Source organism: Lacrimispora algidixylanolytica (assembly GCF_003609635.1).
GTDB lineage: Bacteria > Bacillota > Clostridia > Lachnospirales > Lachnospiraceae > Lacrimispora > Lacrimispora algidixylanolytica.
On sequence record NZ_MCIA01000019.1, the window covers coordinates 1 to 26,185 of the forward strand.

The following is a 26,185-nucleotide window of genomic DNA, read 5'->3' on the forward strand; positions in this document are numbered from 1 at the left end:
CATGTGTAATGAGTTACACAGCATTAAAATATAGAAGAAAGCGTAAGTCCAGTTTTGGATTTGCGCTTTTTTGCGTAGAAAAAATGACTTAGATTCTAATTGTGTACAAAAGGTACGTTTATATTAGAGATTTAGACCGTTGGTGTTCGATATAAAGGCTTGTCGCTACGATTTATTTTGTTTTTTCAGTTAATAAGTATGGCAGAGCATAAAATACTCCCACATAGGACCTTATATCTCAATGTCCTATGTGGGAGTATTTGTATAAGCTTAATCCTGTGACATGTTCTTATAAGGTGAGTAGTTAGGCTCCAAAATCATTGAGATCATTTTCTAAATGAAAAACAGCCTGTTCGATATTCTTTTCTTTTAAAGATTGAATGATTAAATCGTGATTTTTCATGTCATTGAGCAAAGAAAAACGGTTCCATTTATCCCAATGAAGCTGGGCGTAAGCACGTCCAAGAACGTTCATGCAGCGTTGCAGTTCCTCATAAACAAAGGGATTTTTTGCAAATGAAATGAGTGCTGTATGAAAGTCTGCATTATGGATCCAGCGTTCCATCAAATCTTCGGTTTCTTTCCAACAACTTTTGTTTAACTCTTCTAGAGAAGCAAGCTCCCGGTCTGTTATATTGGAAAAGCCAAGACGCAGGAAGGAGGTTTCTACCACTTTTCTGTATTCTTGAATGTGGTGAATGTCTTCGGCTGTTAGGGGAACGACTTCATAGCCATACCTTGGAATGCTTTTTAAGACTCCTTCATGGCATAGGGATACTAAAGCATCCCGTATGGGTGATTTGCTGTAGCCAAATCGTTTGATTAATTCATTTTCCGTTATAATTTTATGAGGATTATATTCAGATGAATATATACTTTTCATTACTTCGCTATAAACAATTTCTTTTAAGTTCCGTTTTTCCATGTAGCCTCCTAAGCTTACGTGAACGTTCAAATGGATAACATGTCTATTATACGTAATATTAGTAAAATATGTAAGGTTATTTCAAGAAAATACTTTAATTCTTTAACTAATAACATGTTTTCCATGAAGGTATAGGAAGATTTTGGATCTCTTTGTGAAGAATTAAAATTAGGATGGATTTATGATATTATCAGTGATATTATTAGTAATATAACTAGTGATAATACTAATAACGATAATAATGAGATGAGGAATAACAATGGATAAAAAAATATATGACAGCTATGTGAAAATCTTAAATGATGAACTGATTCCGGCATTTGGTTGTACGGAGCCGATTGCTCTTGCTTATGCTTCTGCCAGGGCAAGAGAGACTCTTGGTGAATTCCCCGATTATATGGAGGCTCATTGCAGCGGAAATATGATTAAAAATGTTAAGGGTGTGAGAGTGCCTAATTCTGGTGGGCTTAAGGGCGTGGAGACAGCAGTTATTCTAGGAGCTCTGATAGGAGAGTCTGAAAAAAAGCTAGAAATACTGGAATCCGTGACAGAAGATGACCAGATTACTGCAAGAGAACTGCTTGACAAGAATTTCTGCCGTTGTATATTAGTAGAAGGTGTTGGAAATCTATACTTGTCAGTAAAGGCAATAAAGGGAGATCAGTGGGCAGAGGTGACCATTGAGTATGCCCATACCAATATTACTGTGGTGAAAAAGAATGGAGTCACCATATACAAAAAACCGTATGATGTGGAAGGCGCAAAGGTTGACAAATCACTGCTCAATATAAGAGATATTGTAGCGTTTGCAAATATGGTTGATATCAAGGATGTGAAAGATGTGTTAGATATGCAGATTTCCTACAATTCTGCCATTGCTGAGGAAGGTTTAAAGGGCAAGTGGGGAGCACAGATTGGACGAATTTTTTTATCCTGGTATCAGCCGGAGGTACAGTGGCGGGCCATCGCTAAGACGGCAGCGGGATCGGATGCGAGAATGGCAGGCTGCCCTTCTCCAGTGGTCATTAACTCTGGTTCAGGAAATCAGGGAATGACTTGTTCTATACCAGTTATAGAGTATGCCAGGGAGCTAGATAAGACGGAAGAAGAGCTTTACCGCGCTCTTTGCATTTCTAATCTAACGGCTCAAGATCAGAAACAGTACATTGGGCCATTATCAGCATACTGCGGAGTCGTATGCGCTGCGGCTAGTGCAGGAGCGGCCATTACTTATCTATACGGCGGTACGGTGGCACAGATTGAACATACGGTGGTTAATACCATTGCCAATGTAGGTGGCATGATTTGTGATGGGGCAAAGGCAAGTTGTGCGGCGAAGGTATCCTCTGCTCTCCAGGCTGCAATTCTTGGGCATCAGATGGCCATGGAGGGCATTACCTTTGAGGCGGGAGAAGGATTGGTTCAGAGCGAGCCAGAGGAGACCATCCGTGCCATTGGGTATATGGGAAAAGAGGGAATGAAGAAGACTGATGTGGAAATATTAAATATCATGATAGGGAATCGATTAATCTAGAATAAAAGGGGGAGCTAAGATGAGAAAACCTATAATTGGAATTGCAGCTAATATTTTAATTATGGAAGGTGGCACGCTGCCAGGAATCTATCGTGCCTATGTGAACAATGATTACGTGGAAAGCATTGAAATGGGGGGAGGCATTCCTGTTCTTCTTCCGGTATTAACCAATCAAGAGGATGGTGCAAGGTTCCTCGAACTGGTGGATGGGCTGGTTCTTTCTGGTGGTTATGATGTGGCACCTGATTTATATGGTGAGCAGCCGACTCCTGTACAGGGATTTACCATGCGACAGGTAGATACACAGTATTTGCAACTTATCAAAGAGGCAGACAAGCTTCAAAAACCAGTTCTTGGAATCTGTAAGGGCGCCCAAATGATGAACGTGGCATTTGGGGGAACTCTTTATCAGGATCTTGAATCTCAGCTTTCTGGGGCATTTCAGCACGTGCAGAAGGCTCCTAGAGGTGAGGCCACTCATATGGTTGATACCGAGGACGGAAGCTTTATCCAGAGCGTAACAGGAAAGAGGGGCTGGGTTAATTCATTTCATCATCAGGCGATTAAAGATGTAGCAGATGGCTTTGATGTTACAGCTAGAGCAGATGACGGAGTGGTGGAATGTATCGAACGCCAGAAAGGCAGCTTTATGTGTGGGGTGCAGTGGCATCCGGAGATGATGGCGAAGTATAAAAATGAGCGTATGATACATTTGTTTCAACAGTTTATCTCAAAGTGCATGAATTAAGAGGGGATAAAATATGTTTGCAAAAAAGCATTAATGAAAGGCATAATGATATTGAGTTATAAGGGGGGAATCATATTGTTAAAATATTTCTTTCATTTTGATAGGGATTTTTTAGAGGGATATTATGGGACTATTGGCACAGAGGAATTATTAGAGATCAGCTTAAATTCCATTTTATGTCATGAGTATGGTTATCATACAGTTAAGAATATATTTGGGCCAATGAATCATAGGAACGAATTAAGAGACAAGATGATTTGTAAATTAACTGTTTTAAAGAATAAATACAATAAGGGGTAAAACAAAATGATTAAAATATTATTCGTTTGCCTGGGAAACATATGCCGTTCCCCCATGGCCGAATTTGTTATGAAGGATTTGATTGAAAAAAGAAATATGGGGGAGTTTTTTTCTATAGCCTCGGTAGCCACCAGCAGTGAGGAAATCGGAAATCCTGTGCACCCGGGTACAAGAAAAAAGCTAAGTGAGCTGGGGATCTCCGTGGCTGGAAAGCAAGCGGTTAAGCTAAGTCGAGATGATTATCATCAATACGATTATATCATTGGAATGGAAGCACGTAATATTACCAATATGATAAAGATCTTTGGGAGCGATCCTGAGAGCAAGGTAAAACGGCTTCTAGATTATGGAACAAGACCCAGAGATATCGCAGATCCATGGTATACAGGAGACTTTGATACAACCTATGAAGATGTTCTGGAAGGCTGTGAAGCTCTATTGGAGCACATAAACACGAAGGAGCTTGACTGCAAAATTGGAAAATAAAAAATGGATTGTCAAAATGCGTATTGAAATGGTTTGAAGACCAATCAAGACGCATTTAACAATTTAAGGAGGGGTGTTCTATGGCAGTTTTTGCTTAATCTTCCGTATCATCAAGTATAGTAACATTTAAGGCTTCCCTAGAAAGGTCCACCTCGTGACCGGCTTTTGCTGCCGGGGCGATGAAGCGGATAATAGGGCGTAATGTAAATCCTGGTGTGTTATCTTTTACCACGGCAGTACTTCCATCGCTTAACTGGACAACGGTGCCGACTGGATATGCGGATACACATTGAAGGAAAGCGGCTAAAAGGTCTGTATCAAAATGAGAGCTACAACGGCTGGTTAAGTAATCAAATATCTTTTTTGGGGGCCATGCTTTGCGGTAAGGTCTTGTGGAGCTAAGAGCATCGTATACGTCTGCAATGGCTAAAATTCTGGCGTAAAGGGGGATCTCATCTCCTGTAAGGCCAAAGGGATAACCAGTTCCATCATACTTTTCATGGTGGGTACGGATTCCCTGGAGAACCGTCTGGGAGTATAGTTTGCATTTGCTTAATTTTTCATAGGAGAGATCAGGGTGTTTTTTCATGATCTCAAATTCTTCGTCATTTAGTGGTCCAGATTTGTTGGTGATCTCCAGAGGGATGTCTGTCTTTCCAATATCGTGCATGAGCCCGCATAGAGCCAGGTCGTTAAGTTGATCAAGGGAAAGGCCGATAAAACGTCCCAAAAGCACACTTAAGATACCTACATAAAGACTGTGAGAGTAGGTATAGTTATCATAATCTCTGATATCGATCATTTGAAATAAATATTTATCCATACTTAAAATGTTCATGACCACTGATTTTGCCGCAGTGGTAAGTTCATTATAGGTCTGCATACTGGATTGGATGGTTACTTTCTTTAGGCTCTGGTCAAAGGTCTGGCGAATGCTGGTCAACATTTTAGCTTTTAATTCAGGTTCAACGAAATCCACAGGTTCAATGCCTTCTGTCAGTGCTGTATGGATATAAGCACCTTGAACCCCAATTCTTTTTAGGCGGATTATGATGCGGTCACTTAGCTGATAACCGGCAACTGCAAATGGAAGTATTGAATTTGTTCCAGGTATATTACGGGCTAGTATCATACCTTCGGTCAATTTCTCTGTAGGAAGATAAATCAATTCTTTCACCTCAACAGACTAAATGGCAGTCTTTTCTCTATATTAAGTAAATTCCTCATTCTGTCAAATATGGGAATAATTATATAATTCCATATTAAATTATAGTTGGAATTGACGGCTGAGTCAATGAATTTTTGTAACCAGAAAGGAGGAGATGGGATAAAATTAAGAAGGCTTAAAAGACTGGAAAATAGATTGTAATAAGAATGAAAATCAGATAAAATAAGGTATGAAAACCATGAAAGCATCCTATTTCACACCAGATTTAGGCATAAAGACAGAAGGTTAAGACAGAGGAAAATATATGATCGAAATCTTAAATGGGTTGCATGAAACCATACATTATGAGTGTCCTATGGGACTTCAGCTATACCGTAATGTAAAGAATGAAGATTATCCGGAACATTGGCATGTGGGGATTGAGATTATTATGCCATCGAAGGGTGGATATGAAGTTATAGTTGGTGAGGAACGTTATTTTTTGGAGCCAGATGATATTATTCTTATTCATTCTGGAGTGATTCACTCTTTAAGGGCACCTTCCAAAGGGGAACGTTATATCTTGCAGTTTGATACCACATTGCTTTATAATCTAAGGGAGATGGAAACCCTCCTTTATATGATGCCTCCTGTGATCTTTATAAAGAAAGAGGGGGGAGATTTACTTCACGGATTCTTTAAAGAAAAAATTGATAAAATCATTCGGGAGTACCGAGAAGATGGCACCTTTCGTGAGGCCTCTATTTATGCGGCTTTGATTGAGATTTACGTGGAACTCGGGAGAAAGGAAGTGCATCGTAATGTTTCTCCTGGAAAAAACGAATCCACAAAGCAGCGGTTATATTTTGAAGCAGTTATGAGTGCCTGCACTTATATTAATAAGCACTATATGGAGAATTTGAACTTGGAACAAGTGGCACAGCTTGTGGGATTTTCTAAGTATCATTTTACCAGAATTTTTAAGCAATATATGAATATGACATTTTATGAATATCTCAATTCCAAACGGGTTAAAAAGGCGGAAGAACTTCTCTACCATACAAAGGAACTCAGCATCACAGAAGTTGCTATGGGCTCTGGTTTTTCTTCTATCAGTGCGTTTAACCGTACCTTTAAAATGATTAAGAACTGTTCTCCAAGCGATTATAGAAAGATCAGGCAGCAGGCCATTCCTACAGGATTAGAAAATAGTTAGCAATATGTGCTTAAATACAAGCAAGAAATGAGATGTCTTGTTTTTTATAGAATGCTATGATGGGATTACAGAAAATGGTTTAAAGGCCAAAATCGCATCATTATAAGTAAAGGGAAGGGCATATCTCATGAACAAGGTAAAATTAGAGGAATATCGCACAAGGGCGAAGAAACTAGTATCAGAAATGACATTGGAGGAGAAGGTCTCCCAAACAATACACGGAGCGGCTGCAATTCCAAGATTAGGGATAAAGGCATATAACTGGTGGAATGAGGGACTTCACGGGGTTGCAAGGGCTGGTGTGGCAACCGTATTTCCACAGGCCATCGGTCTGGCAGCTACCTTTGATGAAGACCTTCTAAATGAGGTGGCAGACGTGATCTCTACAGAGGCCAGGGCAAAATATGCTCTGCAGCAAAAATGCGGAGATACTGATATCTATAAGGGACTCACTTTTTGGTCTCCCAATGTGAACATCTTTAGAGATCCCCGTTGGGGCAGAGGACATGAAACCTTTGGTGAAGATCCTTATTTATCTTCCCGAATGGGAGTCCGTTTTATAGAAGGACTTCAAGGGGATGATGAGGAGTATCTTAAGGTTGCAGCTTGTGGGAAACATTTTGCGGTACATTCCGGACCAGAGGAGGATCGTCATTCCTTTGACGCAGTGGTGTCAAAACAGGATATGTTCGAGACGTATCTGCCTGCCTTTGAGGCATGTGTCAAGGAAGGCAAGGTTGAGGCAATCATGGGCGCCTATAACAGGACCAATGGAGAGCCTTGCTGCGGAAGCAAGACCTTACTAAAAGATATCTTAAGAGATTTCTGGGGCTTTGAGGGCCATGTGGTTTCTGACTGTTGGGCCATTAAGGATTTCCATGAGCATCACAAGGTAACCAATTCTGCTGTAGAATCTGTGGCAATGGCCATGGAGAATGGCTGTGATATTAACTGTGGTAGCTTATTCCTATATCTTACGGAGGCGGTAAATCGGGGAATGGTTTCCGAGGAACGGCTGAACCAGGCGGTGGAGAATTTGATGATGACCCGGTTAAAGCTTGGTGTGTTTGACGAGCAGGAGAAGGTTCCATACAGTGGAATTACATACGAAGAGAATGATACGAAGGAGCACCAGGAGCTTAATAAGACGGCTTCTAGAAAGTCCTTTGTTCTTTTGAAAAATGAGAATAACCTATTGCCTCTTAATAAGGATAAAATAAAGACAATCGGTATCATAGGTCCAAACAGCAACAACAGAAAGGCACTGGTAGGTAATTATGAAGGGACTGCTTCCCGGTATTATACCATTACAGAAGGAATTCAGGATTATCTGGGAGAAGATGTCCGTGTAATGGTTTCTGAGGGTTGTCATCTTTGCAGACCAAAGGTAAGTGGTCTGAGTCAGGACAATGACCGTATTTCCGAGGTACGTGGTGTTTGTGAAGCAAGCGATGTTATAATTGCCTGTATGGGCCTTGATTCCAGTTTGGAAGGAGAAGAGGGCGACGAGGGCAATGAGTTTGCAAGCGGAGATAAGCCAAATCTATCCCTTCCAGGACTTCAGGAAGAGGTATTAAAAGAAATATATAATAGTGGAAAGCCTGTGGTATTAGTGATTTTATCTGGTAGTGCACTTTCTGTGACCTGGGCAGATGAACATATCCCGGCTATCCTGGAAGGTTGGTATCCTGGATCTTTGGGAGGCAGAGCATTGGCTTCCGTTCTCTTTGGTGAGCACTCACCGGAAGGAAAACTTCCTGTGACATTTTACAAGACAACGGAAGAACTTCCAGACTTTAGAGATTATGCTATGAAGGGAAGAACGTATCGTTATATGAAGCAGGATGCTCTTTATCCCTTTGGATATGGTCTTAGCTACACAGATTTTACAGTGAAAGATGTTTCTCTTAGCCAGGACACAGTTTTGGAAGGAGAGACCATAACTGTAAAGGCAGTTCTTAAGAACACCGGTTCCATGAAAGGGGCTGAGACTTTACAGGTATACGTGAAATCTTGTCATGTGGACGCTCCAAATGCGCAGTTAAAGGCATTTAAAAAGGTTGAGCTTAATCCAGGGGAAGAAAAAGAAGTAACTCTTTCTTTGAGTGACCGAGCTTTTGGTCTTCGCAATCTTGATGGAGATCTTGTAATTGAGGCAGGAGATTATCTTGTTTATGTAGGGACTCAGCAGCCAGATGCCAGAAGTATGGAACTGACAGGCAAGGTGCCAGAATGTATCACAATAACAGCAGCACAAAGGATAGTTCTTGAAACCTGCTGTATCTAAACAAATAAAGGATTTAAGGTGAAAGAATGACAGAAAATATAGAATCCTTTCACAATAAGGCAGAAGGGAAGGGGGCCAAAAGCCCCCTTTGTCTTCCTAAATTATTGAGTGAAGGATGCGTTCTACAACAGGGAAAAAGCACCAGGATCTGGGGAAAAACGGAAGCCCATAAGGGAGTTACCGTAGAATTTCAACAAAAGACAATATTTACCAGGGCAGATGAAACGGGAGATTGGCAGATTATGTTATCCTTGCTATATCCCGGTGGCCCCTTTTCTTTCACCGTTCGTTCCGAGACGGGGGAAGTAATACGATTGCAGCAGGTGTATGTGGGTGAAGTATTCGTATGCTCTGGTCAATCGAATATGGAACTGCCTATGGAGCGGGTTAAGGATCAGTATCCCGAGGAATTATGCCGTCCAGGAGAGCCTAATATTAGACTTTATAAGGTCAGGGAACATTTTGACTTTGATGGCCCTCTTTCGGATCATAGAGATGCCTCCTGGTCGTACTGTTCGGAGGAAACCATTCGAAGTTTTTCTGCTGTATCATATTTCTTTGGAAGATTTCTTCTGGAAGCCAGACAGGTACCGATTGGACTTATTAATATAAGTCTGGGAGGAACACCGGCAGAGGCATGGATGGGGAAAGAAGCGCTTCTTTCTTATCCAGAAGCCCTAGAGACCTTAAAACAGTTCCAGGATAAGGAATTTGTGAAAGGTCATATGGCTGAAAATGAAAGGCTTCAGAGAGAGTGGCATGAGAGAATCGACCAGCAGGATTTAGGCTTGAAGAGTCAAAAGGAGTCTTGGAAGGAAATCATTCTCCCAGGCTTTTTAAAGGATGCCGGCATAGAGGATTTCTGTGGAAGCATCTGGTTTCGAAGAAAGTTTCAGGTGCCAGATTCCATGACAGGAGCAGCGGCAAGACTTTGGCTTGGAACCATGGTGGACAGCGATAGAACTTATATCAATGGAGTATTAGTAGGTGAGACAGGCTATCAATATCCACCTAGGAAATATATGATTCCAGAGGGAATCTTAAAAAGTGGTGAGAATGAGATCGTCATCCGCCTGGTTTGTGACCACGGGGAAGGTCGGCTGACCCCTGAAAAGCCCTATAAGATATTTACGAACGATCATGAGATTCGTCTGGAAGGATCATGGGAATACCGTATCGGTTTCCAGTGTGGTCCTGCACCTGAGATGGATTTTCTAAATAGAAAGCCAACAGGACTTTATAATGCCATGGTTGCCCCATGTCTTTCTTATACCGTTAAGGGAGTCCTGTGGTATCAGGGAGAGTCTAATGATGGAAGTCCAGATACTTATGAAGATCTACTCCAGCGTCTTATCTTAAATTGGAGAGACAATTGGAAACAGGATACACTTCCTTTTGTGGTGGCCCAACTTCCTGGATTTTCTATTGATTTTAAGAAAGATTCTAATTCCTGGCCAAAGATTCGGTATGCCCAGTCACGGGCGGCACAGCTTCCTTTGGTGGCTGTTACGATAAATCTTGATCTTGGAGAGTGGAATGATCTGCATCCGCTGAATAAGAAAGAGGTGGCAAGACGGTTGTCTCTGGCGGTAAGAGCTATGATCTATAAGGAACCTGTGGAGTGGGAGGGGCCAAAGCTTCGCTCATTTGAGGTGAATAAAGATCGTATTGTGCTTTCCTTTCATACCCATGGAGAAAAGGATCTTATCTTAAAAGGCGAGGCAGGAGAAGATGCATTTTTACTGTCTGGAGCTGATGATGTTTATTATCCCGCTGAGGTTCACCGGGAAGGAGACACAGTCTCCTTGTGGTGTAGCAAAGTGTCAGAGCCAAAGGCTGTTTCCTACTGTTATTCCAATGCTCCCAGGAACGGTTTATTATTCTCTCAGGAAGGGCTTCCAGCGGCGCCCTTTCGTCTTGAACTGTAGCATGAGGGAGAGTAAAAGAAGTTAATTGTTAAAATTCTCCATAAATAGTAAAAACTTTATAAACAGATTTAAGAAATAGATGGTAACCCATTCATACTTGTAACACAACCTGCATAAGTATGTAAAAACGTCCTAGCAGGGGGATTTTCTTGAAGGAATATATTGAGGAACGCGCGGTTGCAATTGCCAACTACATCATAGACTATCATGCAACCGTGAGGCAGACAGCAAAGAAATTTGGCATCTCCAAATCAACGGTACATAAAGATGTAACAGACCGCTTAGAACACATCAATCCGTCCCTGGCAGCCCGGGCCAGGGTGATCCTGGACATTAACAAGTCCGAGCGCCACATCAGGGGCGGCCTAGCCACCAAGGAAAAGTATCAGCATCGTTTGCAGATGTGCAGCAAAAAGAATTCTTGAAAAAATGGGTACAGGAGCAGCCGCTGTCTGAGAAATGGTAGACGTTCTCAGACGGCGGCTGTTTCGAATTAAAATTTTACGAAAAATTAGTTGACATGAATCTGCAAAATATGTTATTCTGTTTCCCAGTATGAAGAGACATTATCGTTTTCATGCAGATATCGACCACTTCATTATGAAGTTAAGCCCAGACGGACAGGCGGGTCGGCTGCCGAGCGTGGGAAACCACATTATTGATTGAGTTAGAAGCTCAAATTTTATAAGTTGATTACTTTATAATCAGTGCTAACGCACATCATCTTGTGAAACGATCAATAATAGCAGGGATCATATATTTGCTATGTAGATACGAAAACGATAATTGTCATGGAAATATTGGATGGCTCTATGCCTATATCCATATGAATTCATGTAATTTTCAGGCAGGTGATGTAGGATCACCTGCTTTTTTTGTGTGATTAGACGCCCCCAAAGGCGCTACCTAAGAATGTGACGAAGGAGAGGTAAATTGCCGTATGAACAAAGAAGATCAAAAAAGAGCGCCGATTTATGAAGCGCTTGAATCATTCAAAAAGAAAAGGGTGGTTCCTTTTGATGTGCCTGGGCATAAACGGGGAAGGGGTAACCCAGAACTAGCTCAGCTTTTGGGAGAAAAATGTGTGGGGCTTGATGTAAACTCCATGAAGCCTCTTGATAATTTATGCCATCCAGTTTCTGTGATTCGGGATGCGGAAGAGCTGGCAGCCGAAGCTTTCGGAGCAGCCGAAGCTTTCTTAATGGTAGGTGGCACCACTTCAGCGGTGCAGAGTATGATTTTATCTGTCTGCAAGGCAGGAGATAAGATCATTCTTCCAAGGAATGTCCATAAAAGTGCCATCAATGCACTTGTTCTATGCGGAGCACTTCCGGTTTATGTAAACCCTGAGGTGAATAGTACCTTAGGCATTTCCCTTGGAATGGAGATCAGCCAGGTAGAAAAGGCCATTATGGAAAATCCTGATGCCGTAGCTGTGCTTGTAAATAATCCAACCTATTACGGAATTTGTTCCGATATTCGATCCATCGTAAATCTTGCTCATGCTCATGGGATGAAGGTGCTGGCTGATGAAGCTCACGGTACCCATCTTTATTTTGGAAAAGATCTTCCTGTGTCTGGTATTGCAGCAGGCGCAGATATGGCGGCAATCTCCATGCACAAATCAGGAGGCAGCTTAACACAAAGTTCCATGCTCCTGTTAAATAAGGGAGTAAACAGAGACTATGTGCGCCAGATCATCAACTTAACTCAGACCACAAGCGCATCTTATCTCTTATTATCGAGCCTTGATATTTCAAGGAGGAATCTTGCCCTTAGAGGAGAAGAATCCTTTGCAAAGGTGGTAGAGATGGCAGAGTATGCCAGGGAAGAGATTAACTCCATTGGGGGATACTATGCTTATGGCAGAGATTTAATCAATGGCACCAGCATCTTTGATTATGATGTGACTAAGCTATCTGTCTTCACTCTTGGAATCGGTCTTGCAGGCATTGAGGTCTATGACCTGCTTCGGGATGAGTATGACATTCAGATTGAGTTTGGTGATATCTGTAACATCCTTGCTTATATTTCCATTGGAGACAGGATCCAGGACATTGAGCGTCTGGTAGGGGCTCTTGCTGATATTGAGCGCCTTTATAAAAAGGACCGCAGCGGAATGCTTTCAGGAGAATACATAGCACCAAAGGTGGAGATATCTCCTCAGAAGGCATTTTACTCCAGTAAGGTCTCCGTTCCTGTTAAGAAGGCAGCTGGAAAAATCAGTGGAGAATTCGTTATGTGCTATCCTCCAGGCATCCCAATCCTTGCACCAGGGGAGAGAATCACAGAGGAAATTGTAGAATATATCGTTTATGCAAAAGAAAAAGGTTGCTCCATGCAGGGAACGGAAGATCCAGCCGTGGAACATCTTATGGTACTAATATAGAAATTACATGGAGAGAGGAGAGTGGGAAAGATGGAGATATGGTTTTCTGAATTGCATACCTCAAACGTGAAGCTTTCCGTCCGGATTGACAAGCAGCTTTTTTCCGGGGAAAGTGAATATCAAAGAATCGATGTGTTTGAGTCTCAAGAATTTGGAAAATTTGTGGCTCTCGACGGAGACATTGTTTTTTCAGAGAAAGATGAGTTTATATATGATGAGATGGTGACTCATGTTCCCATGGCGGTTCATCCATGCGTGAAGCGTGTGTTGATCATCGGAGGAGGAGACGGCGGCGTAGCGAAGGAGCTGTTGCAGTATACTTCCATTGAGTCTATTGATGTAGTAGAGACCGATAAGCTGTTTGTAGATGTCTGTAAGGACATCTTTCCTGAGGTAGCATGTGGGCTTTTGGATCCAAGGGTTAAGGTCTATTATGATGATGGTCTTCGCTTTTTAAGAAATAAAAGAGAGGAATACGATCTCATTATCAACGATTCCACGGATCCCTTTGGTCATACGGAAGGACTGTTTACAAAGGAATTTTACGGAAGCTGTTATAAGGCTTTAAAAAGTGATGGAATTATGGTGTACCAGCACGGAAGCCCATTTTATGATGAGGATGAAGATGCTTGTCGGAGCATGCACCGTAAGGTATATCGTTCCTTCCCAATTAGTCGGGTGTATCAGGCCCATATCCCAACCTGTCCATCTGGCTATTGGCTTTTTGGCTTTGCATCAAAGAAATATCACCCAATCAACGATTTTAAACCAGAAGCTTGGAAAAAATTAAAAATAGAAACCTGGTATTATACCGCGAATCTCCATATGGGAGCATTCATGCTTCCCAAATATGTAGAAGATTTACTGGAAGAGGAGGAAAAAGAATGAGCAGATTATTAGTAATCGGATGTGGAGGCGTTGCTTCCGTAGCAATTCAGAAATGTTGTCAAAACAGCGAGGTATTTACAGAAATTTGTATCGCAAGCAGAACAAAGGAAAAGTGTGATGCCCTGAAGGAAAAACTGGAAGGAAAGACAAGCACAAAGATTGAAACAGCTAAAGTCGATGCTGACAATGTAGATGAAGTCGTAGAACTGATAAAATCCTATGGCCCAGATGCTGTTCTTAATGTGGCACTTCCCTATCAGGATTTAACGATTATGGATGCTTGTTTAAAGGCAGGAGTTCATTATATTGATACCGCTAACTTTGAGCCTGAAAATACCGATGATTCTCAGTGGCGTGCCATCTATGAGAAGCGGTGCAAAGATCTTGGCTTTACCGCTTACTTTGATTATTCCTGGCAGTGGGATTATAAGGAGCGTTTTGAGAAGGCTGGACTTACGGCTTTACTTGGCACCGGTTTTGATCCAGGCGTTACCAGTGTATTCTCTGCTTATGCCTTAAAGCACTATTTTGATGAGATTCATACCATTGATATCTTAGACTGCAACGGCGGTGACCATGGATATCCTTTTGCAACTAACTTTAACCCTGAAATCAACTTAAGAGAAGTATCTGCAAACGGTTCTTATTGGGAAGACGGCCACTGGGTGGAAACAAAGCCTATGGAGTTAAAATCAAAATACGACTTCCCTGAGGTTGGAGAAAAGGATATGTATTTACTTCATCATGAGGAAATCGAATCTCTGGCGAAAAACATCCCTGGAGTAAAGCGGATCCGGTTCTTTATGACCTTTGGACCTAGTTACCTGACTCACATGAAATGCTTAGAGAATGTAGGTATGCTTTCTACCTCTCCCATTCATTTTAATGGACAAGAGATTGTTCCTATTCAGTTTTTAAAAGCTCTTTTACCAGATCCAGCTTCCCTGGGACCAAGAACTGTGGGTAAGACCAACATCGGCTGTATCTTTACCGGTGTGAAAGATGGAAAAGAAAAGACAATCTACATCTACAATGTATGCGACCATGAGGAATGCTATAAAGAGGTTGAGTCCCAGGCGATTTCTTATACCACTGGTGTACCTGCTATGATCGGTTCTATGATGCTGGTTACCGGACAGTGGAAAAAGCCAGGCGTATTCAATGTAGAAGAGTTTGATCCAGATCCGTACATGGAGGCATTAAACAAGTGGGGCCTTCCATGGGTGGTTTGTGAAGATCCAGAGACTGTTACGGTATGGAAAGCGGAATAAGCCATGAAAATAGAGGATTTAAAGACCCCTTGTTATGTGGTAGATGAGGGGAAACTGGAAGATAATTTAAAGGTGTTAAAGCGGGTAAAGGAAAATACAGGCTGTACCATTCTCTTAGCCCAGAAGGCATTTTCCTGTTTTTCCCAATATCCTCTCATTGGAAAATATATTGATGGGACCACAGCCAGCGGTCTTTTTGAAGCAAGGCTTGGGAAAGAGGAGATGGGACTTGAAAACCATGTGTTTTCCCCTGCCTACAAAGAAGAGGATGTAAAAGAGCTTGTTACGATCTGTGATCATATGATCTTTAACTCCTTTTCTCAACTTGAAAAATATAAGGATTACTTATCACAAGTAGACGTAGGCCTTCGAATCAATCCGGAATGTTCCACCCAGGAGGAGCACGCCATCTACGATCCTTGTGCACCGGGCTCCAGGCTTGGAGTTACTGCGGAGCATTTTAAGGAAGAGTGGTTGCCTTATCTTTCTGGGCTTCACTTTCACACCTTATGTGAGCAGAATTCCGATGATTTAAAAAAGACCTTGGATGCGGTGGAAGAAAAATTTGGTAAGTATCTAAAAGGCCTTACCTGGTTGAACATGGGAGGCGGACATCACATCACCAGAGATGATTATGACCTTGAGCTTTTGGAATCCTGCATCAATCGCATGCAGGAGAAGTACGGAGTTCATGTTTATCTGGAGCCAGGAGAAGCGGTAGCATTAAACGCTGGATATCTGGTAACAGAGGTTATGGATGTAGTGGATAATGGAATTAAGACCTTAATCCTTGATGCTTCTGCGTCCTGCCATATGCCAGATGTAATTGAGATGCCTTATAGGCCACCGTTGAAAGACAGCGGGGAACCGGGAGAAAAGCCATATACCTACCGACTTTCTTCCTGTACCTGCCTTGCAGGAGATGTAATCGGGGATTATTCCTTTGATCAGCAGATAAAACCGGGAGACAAGCTTTATTTTATGGACATGGCCATCTATTCCATGGTTAAGAACAACACCTTTAACGGGATGCCCCTTCCTTCCATTGCGAGTATGGATCAGAATGGGGAATGCCGTGTGATCAAAGAATTTGGATACGAGGATTTTAAAAACAGGCTATCCTGAGACCATAAAGTAAGAGGAAGATAATGATGAAACGATTGACAAGCCTTCCGGCAGTGGACGGATACTCTATGCCGGGAGAATTTGAGCCTCACTGGGGCTGTGTCATGATCTGGCCCAAGAGGCCGGGTTCCTGGCCCTTTGGTGCTAGGGAGGCAAGAAAGGCCTTTGCAGAGATTGCAGAGGCCATTGCTGACAGTGAGCATGTGGTTATGCTGGCTGAAGCAGATGTGATAGATTCTGCCAGAGACTTGCTTACTGACCGGATTCAGGTGGTCTTAATGGAGTCCGATGATGCGTGGGCAAGAGATACCGGGCCTACCTTTGTTGTGAACCATACAGGGCATGTCAGGGGCATAAACTGGCAGTTCAACGCCTGGGGCGGAGAAGTGGATGGCCTTTATGCAGACTGGAGAAAGGATGACCTTGTTGCGGGGAGATTTCTTGACGAGTTTGGATATGAGACATACGATGCCAGTCATTTTGTACTAGAGGGAGGTTCCATTCATTCCGATGGGCAAGGAACCATTCTAGTCACTGAAAGCTGTCTCTTAAGCCCAGGACGCAACCCTTCCATGACAAAACTTGAGATTGAAGAACAGCTTAAGAATTATCTGGGAGCAAAAAAGATTATCTGGTTGCCATATGGGATTTATCAAGATGAAACCAATGAACATGTGGACAATGTCTGTGCCTTTATCCGGCCGGGAGAAGTAATCTTAGCCTGGACGGATGACAAGGAAGATCCTCAGTATGAGATGTCCTTAGCTGATTTAAATCGATTAGAGCAAGAGACAGATGCAAAGGGGAATCATTTTATCATTCATAAGCTTCCAATCCCGAAAAAGCCGGTATGTATTAAGCCAGAGGAACTTTCTGGATATATCTTTGAACCAGGTGAAGATATAAGAGAAGCAGGAGAGCGACTCGCTGCAAGTTATGTAAATTTCTACATTTCAAACGGTGGAGTAATTGTACCTCAGTTTGGAGATGAACATGATGAGACAGCCCTTAAACTCTTAGGGGAATGTTTTCCAGAGCGAAAGATCTATCCCATATATGCAAGAGATATTATTGTAGGGGGAGGCAACATTCACTGCATCACCCAGCAGATTCCAGAAGGAGACGTGCATGAGAGAGGTAACAGTAGCAGCCGTTCAGATGAAATGCTGTGAGGACATCAATGAAAACATGGCTAAGGCGGAGCATCTAGTCAGACAGGCAGCAGGAGAAGGTGCCAACGTGATTCTGCTTCCGGAGCTGTTTGAACGCCCTTATTTCTGTCAGGAAAGACAGTATGACTATTACGACTATGCGAGAACTGTGGAAGAAAATCTTGCCATCGCTCATTTTACACCAATTGCCAAGGAGCTTTCTATCGTGCTTCCTATCAGTTTTTATGAGCGTTCCGGCAATACCATGTTTAACTCAGTGGCAGTTCTTGATGCAGACGGACGGAATCTAGGCACTTATAGAAAGACCCATATTCCAGACGATCATTACTATCAGGAAAAGTTTTACTTTACACCCGGTGATACAGGCTTTCAAGTTTTCGATACTTTATATGGTAAGATTGGAATTGGAATTTGTTGGGATCAGTGGTTTCCGGAGACAGCAAGATGTCTTGCCCTTTTGGGAGCTGAGGTCATCTTATATCCCACAGCCATTGGAAGCGAGCCGATTCTGGAATGTGACAGCATGGAGCATTGGAGACGATGCATGCAGGGGCATTCAGCTTCTAACATTATTCCTGTGGTTGCCGCAAACCGAATTGGTGAAGAAAAGGTCACTGCCTGTGAGGAAAATGGTAATCAAGATTCTTCTCTTAAATTTTATGGTTCTTCCTTTTTAACAGATAGTACAGGTGATTTATTAAAATCTTTAGGCAGAGACGAAGAAGGGGTTATTTTAGAAACCTATGATTTCGATCAGATCGCTAAGGATAGAAGAAACTGGGGGCTGTTTCGGGACCGAAGACCAGATCAGTACAAGACTATTACTGAAAGATCATAAACTCACTTTTTTGTTATGAGCCAGATTTGGATCCCAGTGTTAAAAAAGGCTTAAAGTTTTCATAAAAAAAGCACATTCCCCATATAGATTGTAATAATTAATAAATTGGGGAATGTGTCATGAAAAAACTGTTAATCAGAAGACGGCTGATCTGCCTCGGATTCGTACTGTTGGGATTGGTTGTGTTTACCTTAAGTGGATGCCTTGGAAAAGGGGATAGCGGAAAAAAAGTGAAGGATATGGAATTTTCCGTAGTAGCAGATGCAGATATCCCTCAGGAATTAAGGGATATCATTACACAGAAGCAACAATCACCTTTTAAGCTGACCTACAGCGATGACCAGAATCTATACATAGTAGTTGGATACGGACAGCAGCCAAGCGGAGGTTTTAGCATTGCCGTTAATGATCTGTTTCTGACAGATAATTCCATTGTTTTGAAGACGGAACTGATCGGTCCTTCAAAGGGTGAGAACGCTGGAACAGATGCTTCCTTTCCATTTATCGTTATGAAGACGGAGATGTCGGAGCTTCCAGTGGTGTTTCAGTAAGTAAGATAAAATGGTTAGCCGCTCTGCTTTTTGATTTGCAGAGTGGCTATTTTAAAATTTTTCTTTTTTCTTGTACCGTCCTATGTTATACTACCTAATACAGAAGTTAACAGTAGGAGAAGAGGATGGTTATATGATATTAAAAGACATATGGCTTGATGTTAAGGCGGTTAAAGAACGGGACCCAGCAGCAAGAAATCCACTAGAAGTGCTGTTTTTGTATCAGGGAGTCCATGCGTTAATTTGGCATCGATTTGCACACTGGTTTTACTGTCATAAATTATTTTTCATTGCCAGACTCATTTCTCAGATGGCAAGGTTTTTTACGCTGATTGAGATTCATCCTGGAGCAGTGATGGGCCATGGGATTTTGATCGACCACGGATGCGGTGTGGTGATTGGAGAGACTGCTGTAGTTGGTGATAACTGTACGATCTACCAGGGCGTCACCTTAGGAGGCGTGGGACTTAATAAAGGAAAACGTCATCCGACCCTTGGAACCAACGTAACGGTAGGAGCAGGAGCTAAGATTCTTGGTTCCTTTCAAGTAGGAGATAATTGTACCATTGCAGCCAATGCGGTCCTTTTAAATCCTCTGGAAAACAACGTGACTGCAGTCGGTATTCCGGCACGTCCCATTAAGATCAGCGGTGTTCCAATTCCAAAAGAAGTAAAGGCAGAAGTGACCATGGAATCTTATTGCCGTATGGAAGAACGGATCAGGGCAATGGAACAAACCATGACTGAGCTTCAAACAGAACTTTCTCACTATAAAAACAATGACTCAAATGAGAGCGGCAAAGAGGCTCTTTCTGACGCCGAAGAATAGAAGTCAATCATTAGGTATAAAAAAAGTATATTGGAACATGCACCTGCATAAACTTTCTTAAAGGAATAAAGAAGGTAAGGCAGGTGCTGTTTTATGTTGGAGCTATTGAAGAAAAACATACATATGAATCGTTGGAAAGGAAATGCCACATCCCAGTTAACTCTGGATGATGATTTTATTGTTCCAGATACCATGGACGATGTGGAACAGATTATTTTAAGTGCCGGCGAAATCGTAATTGATTCCGTGAAAAACCAAACCGAGAGAGTCGCAGTCAGGGGCAAGCTTGATTTCACCATCCTCTACCGGGGAACAGAAGGCGGACTTCAGACCCTCTCCGGAAGCATCAGCTTTGAGGAGCCAATCAATGTACCTGGACTGGAAGAGCAAGACGTGATCCAGCTCTCCTGTGAACTTGAGGATTTGAATGCCGGAATTATTAACTCCAGAAAAATCAGTGTTAAGGCAATTGTAACACTGCAGGTTAAGGTGGAGACTGCCTATGATGTAGACGCTGCCGTAGAAGTGGACACGGGAAGCGGATATACAGACTGTCCTCAGGTGGAGGTGCTCCGCCGTAATGTGGATGTGGCTACCATTGCACTTCGTCATAAGGATACGTTCCGTATTAAGGAAAATATTACGCTTTCAGGAAACAAGCCAAACATCGATCACGTTTTATGGAGCGAGATGAGGCTTAGAGGTGTAACCACAAGACCAATGGCTGGTAAGATGATGCTTGATGGGGAATTAATGGTCTTTGTAATCTATCAGGGAGAGGGAGAAGGTGCCCCAATCCAGTGGCTAGAGGAGAGTATTCCATTTTCCGGAGAGCTTGATGTGCCAGATGTAACCGATGATATGGTTCCATGTGTGACCGTACATATCATACATAAAGATATAGAGGCAAAACCGGATTCTGATGGGGAAATGCGGGAAATGGATGTGGATGCGGTTCTTGAACTTGATATGAAGCTTTACAGGGAAGAAAACATGGAACTGTTAAGCGATTTATATTCCACCAATCGAGAGCTGGCCCTGCAGACAGGAGAGGCATGTTTTGATAAGATTCTCACCAAAAACATGAGTAAATGCAAAATCGTAGAAAAGGTAGCTCTTGATAATGCGGACCGGATTCTTCAGATCTGTCACAGTGAGGGAACCGTTAAAATCGATGATACGGAAGTCAAGGAAGATGGCCTTCTTGTAGAAGGTGTGTTAGAGGTGCGGCTCCTTTACTTAACCTCTGATGATTCTCAGCCCATTCAGTCGGCCATAGAAGATGTTCCCTTCCACTATTTGATTGAGGCTCCTGGAATCAATGAGGATACCATCTGTCAGTTAAGCTCTGGCTTAGAGCAGTTAAGTGCAGTTATGATGGGCGGAGGTACCGTAGAAATTAAGGCTACCACATCCCTTGATCTACTTGCGTTACAGCCAATCTGCGAGCAGATTATTACAAGCGCTACGGATGCACCTATGGATTTAAATAAATTGCAAAAACTTCCAGGAATTGTAGGCTACATCGTTCAACCTGGTGATTCTTTATGGAACATTGCCAAAAAATTTCATACCACCATTGATACCATTATGACTGCTAATGGTTTAACGGAAAAAGCCGTAAAACCCGGTGAACGCTTGATTTTAGTAAAAGAATTGTCTTAAATTGGATTGCCAGGCAGTAATTGTATTATCTGCCTGGCAACTCTTTGCAAGAAAACGAATGATTTTAAGATAAAAGGGTAAGATAAAAATAACATTCACATATCGGTTTGTCCTGTTATATAATATACTATAGCTGAGCTATGGTATCATACAGTCGATGGCGCCTAAACGCATCCAGCTGGTGCTGAAGATAGATGACAGGTTAGCCTGGGCGGTAGTGACGTGATTGCAAGGCGTTATTACCGTTTACATAAAAGTTTTGTACTGGAGTAAACATGAATTATACTTATATTTTGCGGTGTGCGGATGATACGCTCTACTGTGGATGGACAAACCATCTGGAAAAAAGAATTAAGGCTCATAATGAGGGCAAAGGTGCGAAATATACGAAGACAAGAAGACCAGTTTCTCTGGCTTACTTTGAGGAGTTTGAGACGAAACAGGAAGCCATGAAAAGAGAAGCTGCCATAAAGAAGTTGTCTAGGAAGGACAAGCTAAATTTATTTGGTGAATTACATAAAAGTGACCGCCAGATCTCAGGAGAGAATTGAGATCTGGCGGTCACTTTCATCTATGCGACAAAACGATACATTAACATGTAATGGCAGAAGCTTCCGCCCATGACAAAGAGATGAAATATCTCATGGGAACCAAAGCCTTTGTGTCTGGCGTTAAAGATAGGAAGCTTTAAGGCATAGATGACTCCGCCCACGGTATAGATAATACCGCCTGCTAACAGCCAGCCAAATGCAGCAGGAGAAAGTGCCTGGGTAATCTTACTAAAGGCAAGGACACAGGCCCAGCCCATGGCAATATAGATGCAGGAAGAAAACCATTTGGGACACATAATAAACCAGGCCTTGATGATGATGCCAGTAAGTGCAATTCCCCACACGATTGCTAAAAGACTGTATCCGGTCTTATCCCCCAGCACGATTAAACACACTGGAGTATAGGTTCCTGCAATCAGGATAAAGATCATAAAATGATCGATTTTCTTAAGCAGCTTGTTAATCTTTGGTGAAATATCCAGGGTGTGATAAGTCGTACTGGCAGCGTAGAGTAAAACCATACTGGTTATAAACACGGTCAGGGCGGTGATATGAAGTGCTCCCGCTGAGGATGCTTTGATCAGCAGAGGTGCAGCAGCAAAAAGAGCCAGTATCATAGCAATAAAATGAGTCAGTGCGCTAATGGGGTCTTTGATTTTTATGTTCATGAGAGTTCCTCCTTATTAGTTGGTAAAAACGTGTGATGTAGTATTGAATACTATGTATGATATATTTATATACTATACACTCCCAAAAAGTAATTTGCAATACTTTTTTTGAATATCAAACTAATTATTTTAAAATAATTTGCCATGTAAGAGCCTATCCAATATAATAGAAAAGAAAATCGTTGTATATTTGGAAAGGGTGGGTCATTTTGAATCAGACAATCAAAGAACTTATGGAACGAAAATCGGTGCGGGTATACGAGGATAGGGCAATTGAAGCGGAGAAGAAATCAATCATTATAGAAGCTGCACTCCAAGCACCCACCGCCGGGAAAATGACTCTATACTCCATCATCGATGTAACAGACCAGAAACTAAAGGAACGGTTGGTAGAAACGTGTGATAACCAACCTTTTATTGCAAAAGCTCCTCTTGTCCTTGTATTTGTAGCAGATGATCAGAAGTGGTATGATTTGTTTTGCCACCATGTAGAAAGGGTCAGACATCCCCAGATGGGAGATCTATTACTAGCAGTGGACGATACCTTAATTGCTGCTCAGAATGCAGTAATCGCCGCTGAGTCTATGGGTATTGGTTCTTGTTATATTGGAGATATTATAGAAAACTATGAGATACACAAAGAGCTTTTTGGGCTGCCTAAGTATGCAGTGCCTGTGGCAATGGTTGTATTTGGTTACCCAACAAAGCAGCAGATGGAAAGGGTGAAACCCAAGCGTCCCCGCAAAGAAGGGGTCGTTTTTGAAAATACATACCGCCATCTAAGCCCGGAAGAATTCATAGAAGAGCTTGCATACAGTGAGGGAGAAAAAGAGGATTTTTCCGCGTGGGTAAACGCTTTTTGTAAAAGAAAATGGAATTCCGATTTCAGTATGGAGATGAGCCGTTCGGTAAAAGCCATGATGGAATCTTGGGAGAAAGAGGATTAAATTAATTATGAACTTAAACATATTATATGAAGATAAAGAATTCCTTATTGTGGAGAAGCCAGTGGGCATGGAATCTCAGTCTGCCAGATCCTTTGAACCGGATATGGTAAGTGAAGTAAAGCGACATATCCACACGTTATCCCCAAAGGCGGGAGAACCTTATGTAGGAGTTATCCACAGACTGGATAAGCCAGTCGGCGGCGTAATGGTTTATGCAAAAACAAAAGAAGCAGCAGATTCCTTAAGTAAGCAGGTTTCCGCTCATAAAATGGAGAAAATCTATTATGCAGTTGTATGTGGAAAACCTGTGGAAAACTTTGGTACCTACGTGGATTATTTGTGGAAAGACGGAAAAAATAATAGTTCTAAAATTGTGGACAAGGGGATAAAAGATGCAAAATTGGCCGAGCTTAGCTTTAAAGTTGTGGATAAGGCAGAGTTTCAGGGAGAAGAATTAAGCCTGATGGAAATTAGACTAAAAACTGGACGTCATCACCAGATTCGAGTTCAGATGGCAGGTCACGGTAACCCTTTGTGGGGAGATCAAAAATACAATCCAAGATTTCAACAAAAAGGAACACGTACCAATGTTGCCTTATATGCATCAAGCCTTACATTATCTCACCCCATAACAGGGAAAAAGATGCCGTTTTCCATCAAACCAAAAGGGGAGATATTTGAACCGTTTACTTTTCTTAAAGGTTTTTAATTTAGGAATTTTTTGCTAATTTAAGATTTGCATATTTTAAAGTCCCTGTGCTCATAATAGAAACTGTACAAAAGAAGTACAAAACAGAAACAGGTGAGTCCATGGAGAAACCGAGTAGGAAACTGAAGAAAACATTATTGATATTGGGAGTTACTGGGGCAGTATATTTGAGTTTTCGATATTTGCTGCCCCTCGTAATTCCCTTTTTGATTGCTTATGTATTTGCCTTGTCCTTGCGGCCTTCCGCCCTTTGGATCGAGAGAAAGACCCGTTTTACCATAAAAAAGAAAGTGATTTCCATTCCACTTGCAGTCATCGGAGGAGTAGAAGTCATTCTTTTTATGATTGTATTTGGGATTTTCTTATATATCGGAGGAAGAAAGCTTGCAATGGAAGCAAAGCTTTTATTTCAAAATCTCCCCCAAATCATGAGAAGCATTGATTTTTGGCTGACACAGAACTGCACGTTTGCGGAACAGTTTTTAAAGCTTCCAGACGGATATCTACTTGAAATGGTCCGAGAGGTCATTTCAGGAGGAGAAACTGCACTAAAAAGCAAAGCCATGTCATTTGTCATGTTAAATTCCATGAGCATTATAAAATGGCTGGTACAGATCACCATCCTTACGGTCATTTTATTTATTGCCACTATCTTGACCATGCAGGAAATGGATGACATCCGCACCAGGCGAGACAATTCTATCTTCTGCTATGAATACGCCATGCTGGGAAACCGCCTGATGTCTGTTGGAAGTGCATGGTTAAAAACTCAGGCAACCATCATGCTTTTTACCATGGTCATCTGCTCTGTGGGTTTATTTCTTATGGGAAATCCCTATTTTATTCTTCTTGGTATTGGAATCGGTTTCTTAGATGCCCTTCCTATCTTTGGCACTGGGACCGTTTTAATTCCCTGGGCCATAGCCGCTATGGTGAGTAAAAACTGGGTATATGGCATTGGTCTTATTGTGATTTATATTATCACTTATTTCCTAAGGGAGATTATGGAAGCAAAAATCATGGGAGGAAAGGTAGGACTTACTCCTCTTGAAACCCTTGCTTCTATGTTTGTAGGACTCCAGCTTTTTGGACTTTTCGGTTTTATTATGGGACCAATTGGCTTATTAATCATTGAAGATATTGTGGAGCTATACGGTGGATCGTGTTATAATTGCAGAGAAGAAACCCATCACGAAGGGAAGGGCAAAACACGATGAATCCAAAGGAATTAATTGAGTTTTTAAGATTAGTAGAACCATTAAAATGCAATACAAGACACAACTGGACCTCCTCAGGACGTCAGGAAAGTGTGGCGGAGCATACCTGGCGGCTGGCGGTTCTTGCCATGTTAATGGAGCCGGAATTTACCGATCTAGATATGAATAAAGTACTTCGCATGTGTTTGATCCATGATTGGGGAGAAGCAGTAACAGGAGATATTCCAGCCTTTGTAAAGACTGGTGAGGACGAAGAAGTAGAAGAGGAAGCAATTAACTTTCTTTTATCCAAGCTTCCTAAATCCGCTTCTGACCGCTTTGCCCCTCTTTTTAAGGAAATGTCCCTTTGCCAGTCAAAAGAAGCTAAACTGGTAAAATCACTTGATAAGATTGAGACCGTGATACAGCATAATGAGGCAGGAACCAGTACCTGGCTTCCCCTTGAATATGATTTAAACTTAACGTATGGAAATGAGATTTGTGACAGCTTCCCCGAGACAAAGGAATTAAGGAATCAGGTCAGGGAAGACAGCAAAAAGCTTATGGAAGAAGAAAAAGAAAAGCCAGGCTCTCCTCTTGACAAACATTTGTAAATAACGTAAAATCAACCATACCAACTTTCATAAATTTGAAAGAAACAGACGTTGAAGAGGATTACTAGGTAATGATGTATTTCAGAGAGAAGGCCATTTGGTGAAAGGCCTTTATACCACTCATCGCTCAACCTCCCTCGGAGTCCCGCAGCAAACTGCGGCGCGTTTCCTGCGTTACAGGACTAAAAGTGAGCCAGAGAA

Annotated in this window: 25 protein-coding genes and 1 other annotated feature (1 of these 26 cut by a window edge); of the genes, 22 read left to right on the forward strand and 3 right to left on the reverse strand. The window is 42.0% G+C overall.

Annotated elements, in window-relative coordinates; translation table 11 throughout:
• Positions 1 to 304: 304 nt before the first annotated feature.
• Entirely contained in the window at positions 305 to 925 is a 621-nt protein-coding gene (locus BET01_RS12010; protein WP_120197067.1) for a GntR family transcriptional regulator, read from the reverse strand.
• Positions 926 to 1,184: 259 nt separating this feature from the next.
• Between BET01_RS12010 and BET01_RS12015 the strand changes: the two genes are divergently transcribed.
• The 4 genes from BET01_RS12015 (at position 1,185) to BET01_RS12030 (ending at position 3,993) form a co-directional block, all read left to right on the forward strand.
• Positions 1,185 to 2,459 (forward strand): L-cysteine desulfidase family protein, encoded by a 1,275-nt coding sequence (locus BET01_RS12015; protein WP_120197068.1) that lies wholly within the window; start codon positions 1,185 to 1,187, stop codon positions 2,457 to 2,459.
• Between the two features lie 19 nt (positions 2,460 to 2,478).
• Positions 2,479 to 3,207: a gamma-glutamyl-gamma-aminobutyrate hydrolase family protein gene (locus tag BET01_RS12020; RefSeq protein ID WP_120197069.1), complete on the forward strand. Its 729-nt coding sequence runs from the start codon at positions 2,479 to 2,481 to the stop codon at positions 3,205 to 3,207.
• Positions 3,208 to 3,282: 75 nt separating this feature from the next.
• A complete protein-coding gene (locus BET01_RS12025) occupies positions 3,283 to 3,507 on the forward strand; it encodes a hypothetical protein (protein ID WP_120197070.1) in 225 nt (74 codons plus the stop codon).
• 6 nt (positions 3,508 to 3,513) lie between these two features.
• Positions 3,514 to 3,993, forward strand: a complete 480-nt coding sequence (locus BET01_RS12030) for a low molecular weight protein-tyrosine-phosphatase (protein WP_120197071.1) — start codon at positions 3,514 to 3,516, stop codon at positions 3,991 to 3,993.
• Positions 3,994 to 4,087: 94 nt separating this feature from the next.
• On the opposite strand, the gene BET01_RS12035 is transcribed toward BET01_RS12030, so the two are convergent.
• Complete coding sequence (locus tag BET01_RS12035; RefSeq protein WP_120197072.1) at positions 4,088 to 5,161, reverse strand: HD-GYP domain-containing protein; 1,074 nt, start codon at positions 5,159 to 5,161, stop codon at positions 4,088 to 4,090.
• Between the two features lie 304 nt (positions 5,162 to 5,465).
• On the opposite strand from BET01_RS12035, the gene BET01_RS12040 reads away from it, so the two are divergent.
• From BET01_RS12040 to BET01_RS12105, 14 genes are all read left to right on the forward strand, one after another.
• Complete coding sequence (locus BET01_RS12040; protein WP_120197073.1) at positions 5,466 to 6,356, forward strand: helix-turn-helix domain-containing protein; 891 nt, start codon at positions 5,466 to 5,468, stop codon at positions 6,354 to 6,356.
• Between the two features lie 127 nt (positions 6,357 to 6,483).
• Positions 6,484 to 8,643 carry a glycoside hydrolase family 3 C-terminal domain-containing protein gene (locus tag BET01_RS12045; RefSeq protein WP_120197074.1) on the forward strand — a complete coding sequence of 720 codons (2,160 nt, stop codon included), beginning with the start codon at positions 6,484 to 6,486 and terminating at the stop codon, positions 8,641 to 8,643.
• A gap of 26 nt (positions 8,644 to 8,669) precedes the next feature.
• On the forward strand, positions 8,670 to 10,571 hold the full coding sequence (locus BET01_RS12050; protein ID WP_120197075.1) for a sialate O-acetylesterase: 1,902 nt from the start codon (positions 8,670 to 8,672) through the stop codon (positions 10,569 to 10,571).
• Between the two features lie 149 nt (positions 10,572 to 10,720).
• Positions 10,721 to 10,996, forward strand: a complete 276-nt coding sequence (gene spoIIID, locus BET01_RS12055; RefSeq protein ID WP_024838232.1) for a sporulation transcriptional regulator SpoIIID — start codon at positions 10,721 to 10,723, stop codon at positions 10,994 to 10,996.
• A gap of 515 nt (positions 10,997 to 11,511) precedes the next feature.
• Positions 11,512 to 12,960 (forward strand): aminotransferase class I/II-fold pyridoxal phosphate-dependent enzyme, encoded by a 1,449-nt coding sequence (locus BET01_RS12060; protein ID WP_120197076.1) that lies wholly within the window; start codon positions 11,512 to 11,514, stop codon positions 12,958 to 12,960.
• 30 nt (positions 12,961 to 12,990) lie between these two features.
• A complete protein-coding gene (gene speE / locus BET01_RS12065) occupies positions 12,991 to 13,848 on the forward strand; it encodes a polyamine aminopropyltransferase (RefSeq protein WP_120197077.1) in 858 nt (285 codons plus the stop codon).
• A complete protein-coding gene (locus BET01_RS12070) occupies positions 13,845 to 15,119 on the forward strand; it encodes a saccharopine dehydrogenase family protein (RefSeq protein ID WP_120197078.1) in 1,275 nt (424 codons plus the stop codon). The genes speE and BET01_RS12070 overlap by 4 nt, the downstream gene beginning before the upstream one ends.
• Positions 15,120 to 15,122: 3 nt before the next feature.
• Positions 15,123 to 16,244 carry a carboxynorspermidine decarboxylase gene (gene nspC / locus BET01_RS12075; RefSeq protein ID WP_120197079.1) on the forward strand — a complete coding sequence of 374 codons (1,122 nt, stop codon included), beginning with the start codon at positions 15,123 to 15,125 and terminating at the stop codon, positions 16,242 to 16,244.
• 26 nt (positions 16,245 to 16,270) lie between these two features.
• On the forward strand, positions 16,271 to 17,416 hold the full coding sequence (gene aguA, locus BET01_RS12080) for an agmatine deiminase (RefSeq protein WP_120197080.1): 1,146 nt from the start codon (positions 16,271 to 16,273) through the stop codon (positions 17,414 to 17,416).
• Positions 17,373 to 18,254 carry an N-carbamoylputrescine amidase gene (aguB, locus tag BET01_RS12085; RefSeq protein ID WP_120197081.1) on the forward strand — a complete coding sequence of 294 codons (882 nt, stop codon included), beginning with the start codon at positions 17,373 to 17,375 and terminating at the stop codon, positions 18,252 to 18,254. Before aguA ends, aguB begins: the two co-directional genes overlap by 44 nt.
• A 119-nt stretch (positions 18,255 to 18,373) precedes the next feature.
• Positions 18,374 to 18,805: a protease complex subunit PrcB family protein gene (locus BET01_RS12090; protein ID WP_120197082.1), complete on the forward strand. Its 432-nt coding sequence runs from the start codon at positions 18,374 to 18,376 to the stop codon at positions 18,803 to 18,805.
• A gap of 133 nt (positions 18,806 to 18,938) precedes the next feature.
• Positions 18,939 to 19,634, forward strand: coding sequence for a serine O-acetyltransferase (cysE, locus tag BET01_RS12095; protein WP_120197083.1), 696 nt, complete (start codon positions 18,939 to 18,941; stop codon positions 19,632 to 19,634).
• 93 nt (positions 19,635 to 19,727) lie between these two features.
• On the forward strand, positions 19,728 to 21,299 hold the full coding sequence (locus tag BET01_RS12100; protein ID WP_120197084.1) for a DUF3794 and LysM peptidoglycan-binding domain-containing protein: 1,572 nt from the start codon (positions 19,728 to 19,730) through the stop codon (positions 21,297 to 21,299).
• 275 nt (positions 21,300 to 21,574) lie between these two features.
• The gene (locus BET01_RS12105; RefSeq protein WP_120197085.1) at positions 21,575 to 21,850 is read left to right on the forward strand and encodes a GIY-YIG nuclease family protein; all 276 of its coding nucleotides are present in this window, start codon (positions 21,575 to 21,577) and stop codon (positions 21,848 to 21,850) included.
• 20 nt (positions 21,851 to 21,870) lie between these two features.
• Here BET01_RS12105 and trhA read toward each other — a convergent pair whose 3' ends face one another.
• Positions 21,871 to 22,518 (reverse strand): PAQR family membrane homeostasis protein TrhA, encoded by a 648-nt coding sequence (gene trhA, locus BET01_RS12110; RefSeq protein ID WP_120197086.1) that lies wholly within the window; start codon positions 22,516 to 22,518, stop codon positions 21,871 to 21,873.
• 209 nt (positions 22,519 to 22,727) lie between these two features.
• On the opposite strand from trhA, the gene BET01_RS12115 reads away from it, so the two are divergent.
• From BET01_RS12115 to BET01_RS12130, 4 genes are all read left to right on the forward strand, one after another.
• On the forward strand, positions 22,728 to 23,465 hold the full coding sequence (locus tag BET01_RS12115) for a nitroreductase family protein (protein WP_120197087.1): 738 nt from the start codon (positions 22,728 to 22,730) through the stop codon (positions 23,463 to 23,465).
• A gap of 7 nt (positions 23,466 to 23,472) precedes the next feature.
• On the forward strand, positions 23,473 to 24,174 hold the full coding sequence (locus BET01_RS12120) for an RluA family pseudouridine synthase (RefSeq protein ID WP_120197088.1): 702 nt from the start codon (positions 23,473 to 23,475) through the stop codon (positions 24,172 to 24,174).
• 101 nt (positions 24,175 to 24,275) lie between these two features.
• The gene (locus tag BET01_RS12125; protein WP_120197089.1) at positions 24,276 to 25,391 is read left to right on the forward strand and encodes an AI-2E family transporter; all 1,116 of its coding nucleotides are present in this window, start codon (positions 24,276 to 24,278) and stop codon (positions 25,389 to 25,391) included.
• Entirely contained in the window at positions 25,388 to 25,984 is a 597-nt protein-coding gene (locus tag BET01_RS12130) for an HD domain-containing protein (RefSeq protein WP_120197090.1), read from the forward strand. Before BET01_RS12125 ends, BET01_RS12130 begins: the two co-directional genes overlap by 4 nt.
• A gap of 42 nt (positions 25,985 to 26,026) precedes the next feature.
• Positions 26,027 to 26,185: a binding site (T-box leader), on the forward strand; it runs 50 nt beyond the window's last position.

Coding starts and splice junctions, on each gene's coding strand:
- BET01_RS12010 (WP_120197067.1), bottom strand. CDS start 925: ATGGAAAAACGGAACTTAAAAGAAATTGTTTATAGCGAAGTAATGAAA.
- BET01_RS12015 (WP_120197068.1), top strand. CDS start 1,185: ATGGATAAAAAAATATATGACAGCTATGTGAAAATCTTAAATGATGAA.
- BET01_RS12020 (WP_120197069.1), top strand. CDS start 2,479: ATGAGAAAACCTATAATTGGAATTGCAGCTAATATTTTAATTATGGAA.
- BET01_RS12030 (WP_120197071.1), top strand. CDS start 3,514: ATGATTAAAATATTATTCGTTTGCCTGGGAAACATATGCCGTTCCCCC.
- BET01_RS12040 (WP_120197073.1), top strand. CDS start 5,466: ATGATCGAAATCTTAAATGGGTTGCATGAAACCATACATTATGAGTGT.
- BET01_RS12045 (WP_120197074.1), top strand. CDS start 6,484: ATGAACAAGGTAAAATTAGAGGAATATCGCACAAGGGCGAAGAAACTA.
- BET01_RS12050 (WP_120197075.1), top strand. CDS start 8,670: ATGACAGAAAATATAGAATCCTTTCACAATAAGGCAGAAGGGAAGGGG.
- BET01_RS12060 (WP_120197076.1), top strand. CDS start 11,512: ATGAACAAAGAAGATCAAAAAAGAGCGCCGATTTATGAAGCGCTTGAA.
- speE (WP_120197077.1), top strand. CDS start 12,991: ATGGAGATATGGTTTTCTGAATTGCATACCTCAAACGTGAAGCTTTCC.
- BET01_RS12070 (WP_120197078.1), top strand. CDS start 13,845: ATGAGCAGATTATTAGTAATCGGATGTGGAGGCGTTGCTTCCGTAGCA.
- nspC (WP_120197079.1), top strand. CDS start 15,123: ATGAAAATAGAGGATTTAAAGACCCCTTGTTATGTGGTAGATGAGGGG.
- aguA (WP_120197080.1), top strand. CDS start 16,271: ATGAAACGATTGACAAGCCTTCCGGCAGTGGACGGATACTCTATGCCG.
- aguB (WP_120197081.1), top strand. CDS start 17,373: ATGAGAGAGGTAACAGTAGCAGCCGTTCAGATGAAATGCTGTGAGGAC.
- BET01_RS12090 (WP_120197082.1), top strand. CDS start 18,374: ATGAAAAAACTGTTAATCAGAAGACGGCTGATCTGCCTCGGATTCGTA.
- cysE (WP_120197083.1), top strand. CDS start 18,939: ATGATATTAAAAGACATATGGCTTGATGTTAAGGCGGTTAAAGAACGG.
- BET01_RS12100 (WP_120197084.1), top strand. CDS start 19,728: ATGTTGGAGCTATTGAAGAAAAACATACATATGAATCGTTGGAAAGGA.
- BET01_RS12105 (WP_120197085.1), top strand. CDS start 21,575: ATGAATTATACTTATATTTTGCGGTGTGCGGATGATACGCTCTACTGT.
- trhA (WP_120197086.1), bottom strand. CDS start 22,518: ATGAACATAAAAATCAAAGACCCCATTAGCGCACTGACTCATTTTATT.
- BET01_RS12120 (WP_120197088.1), top strand. CDS start 23,473: ATGAACTTAAACATATTATATGAAGATAAAGAATTCCTTATTGTGGAG.
- BET01_RS12125 (WP_120197089.1), top strand. CDS start 24,276: ATGGAGAAACCGAGTAGGAAACTGAAGAAAACATTATTGATATTGGGA.
- BET01_RS12130 (WP_120197090.1), top strand. CDS start 25,388: ATGAATCCAAAGGAATTAATTGAGTTTTTAAGATTAGTAGAACCATTA.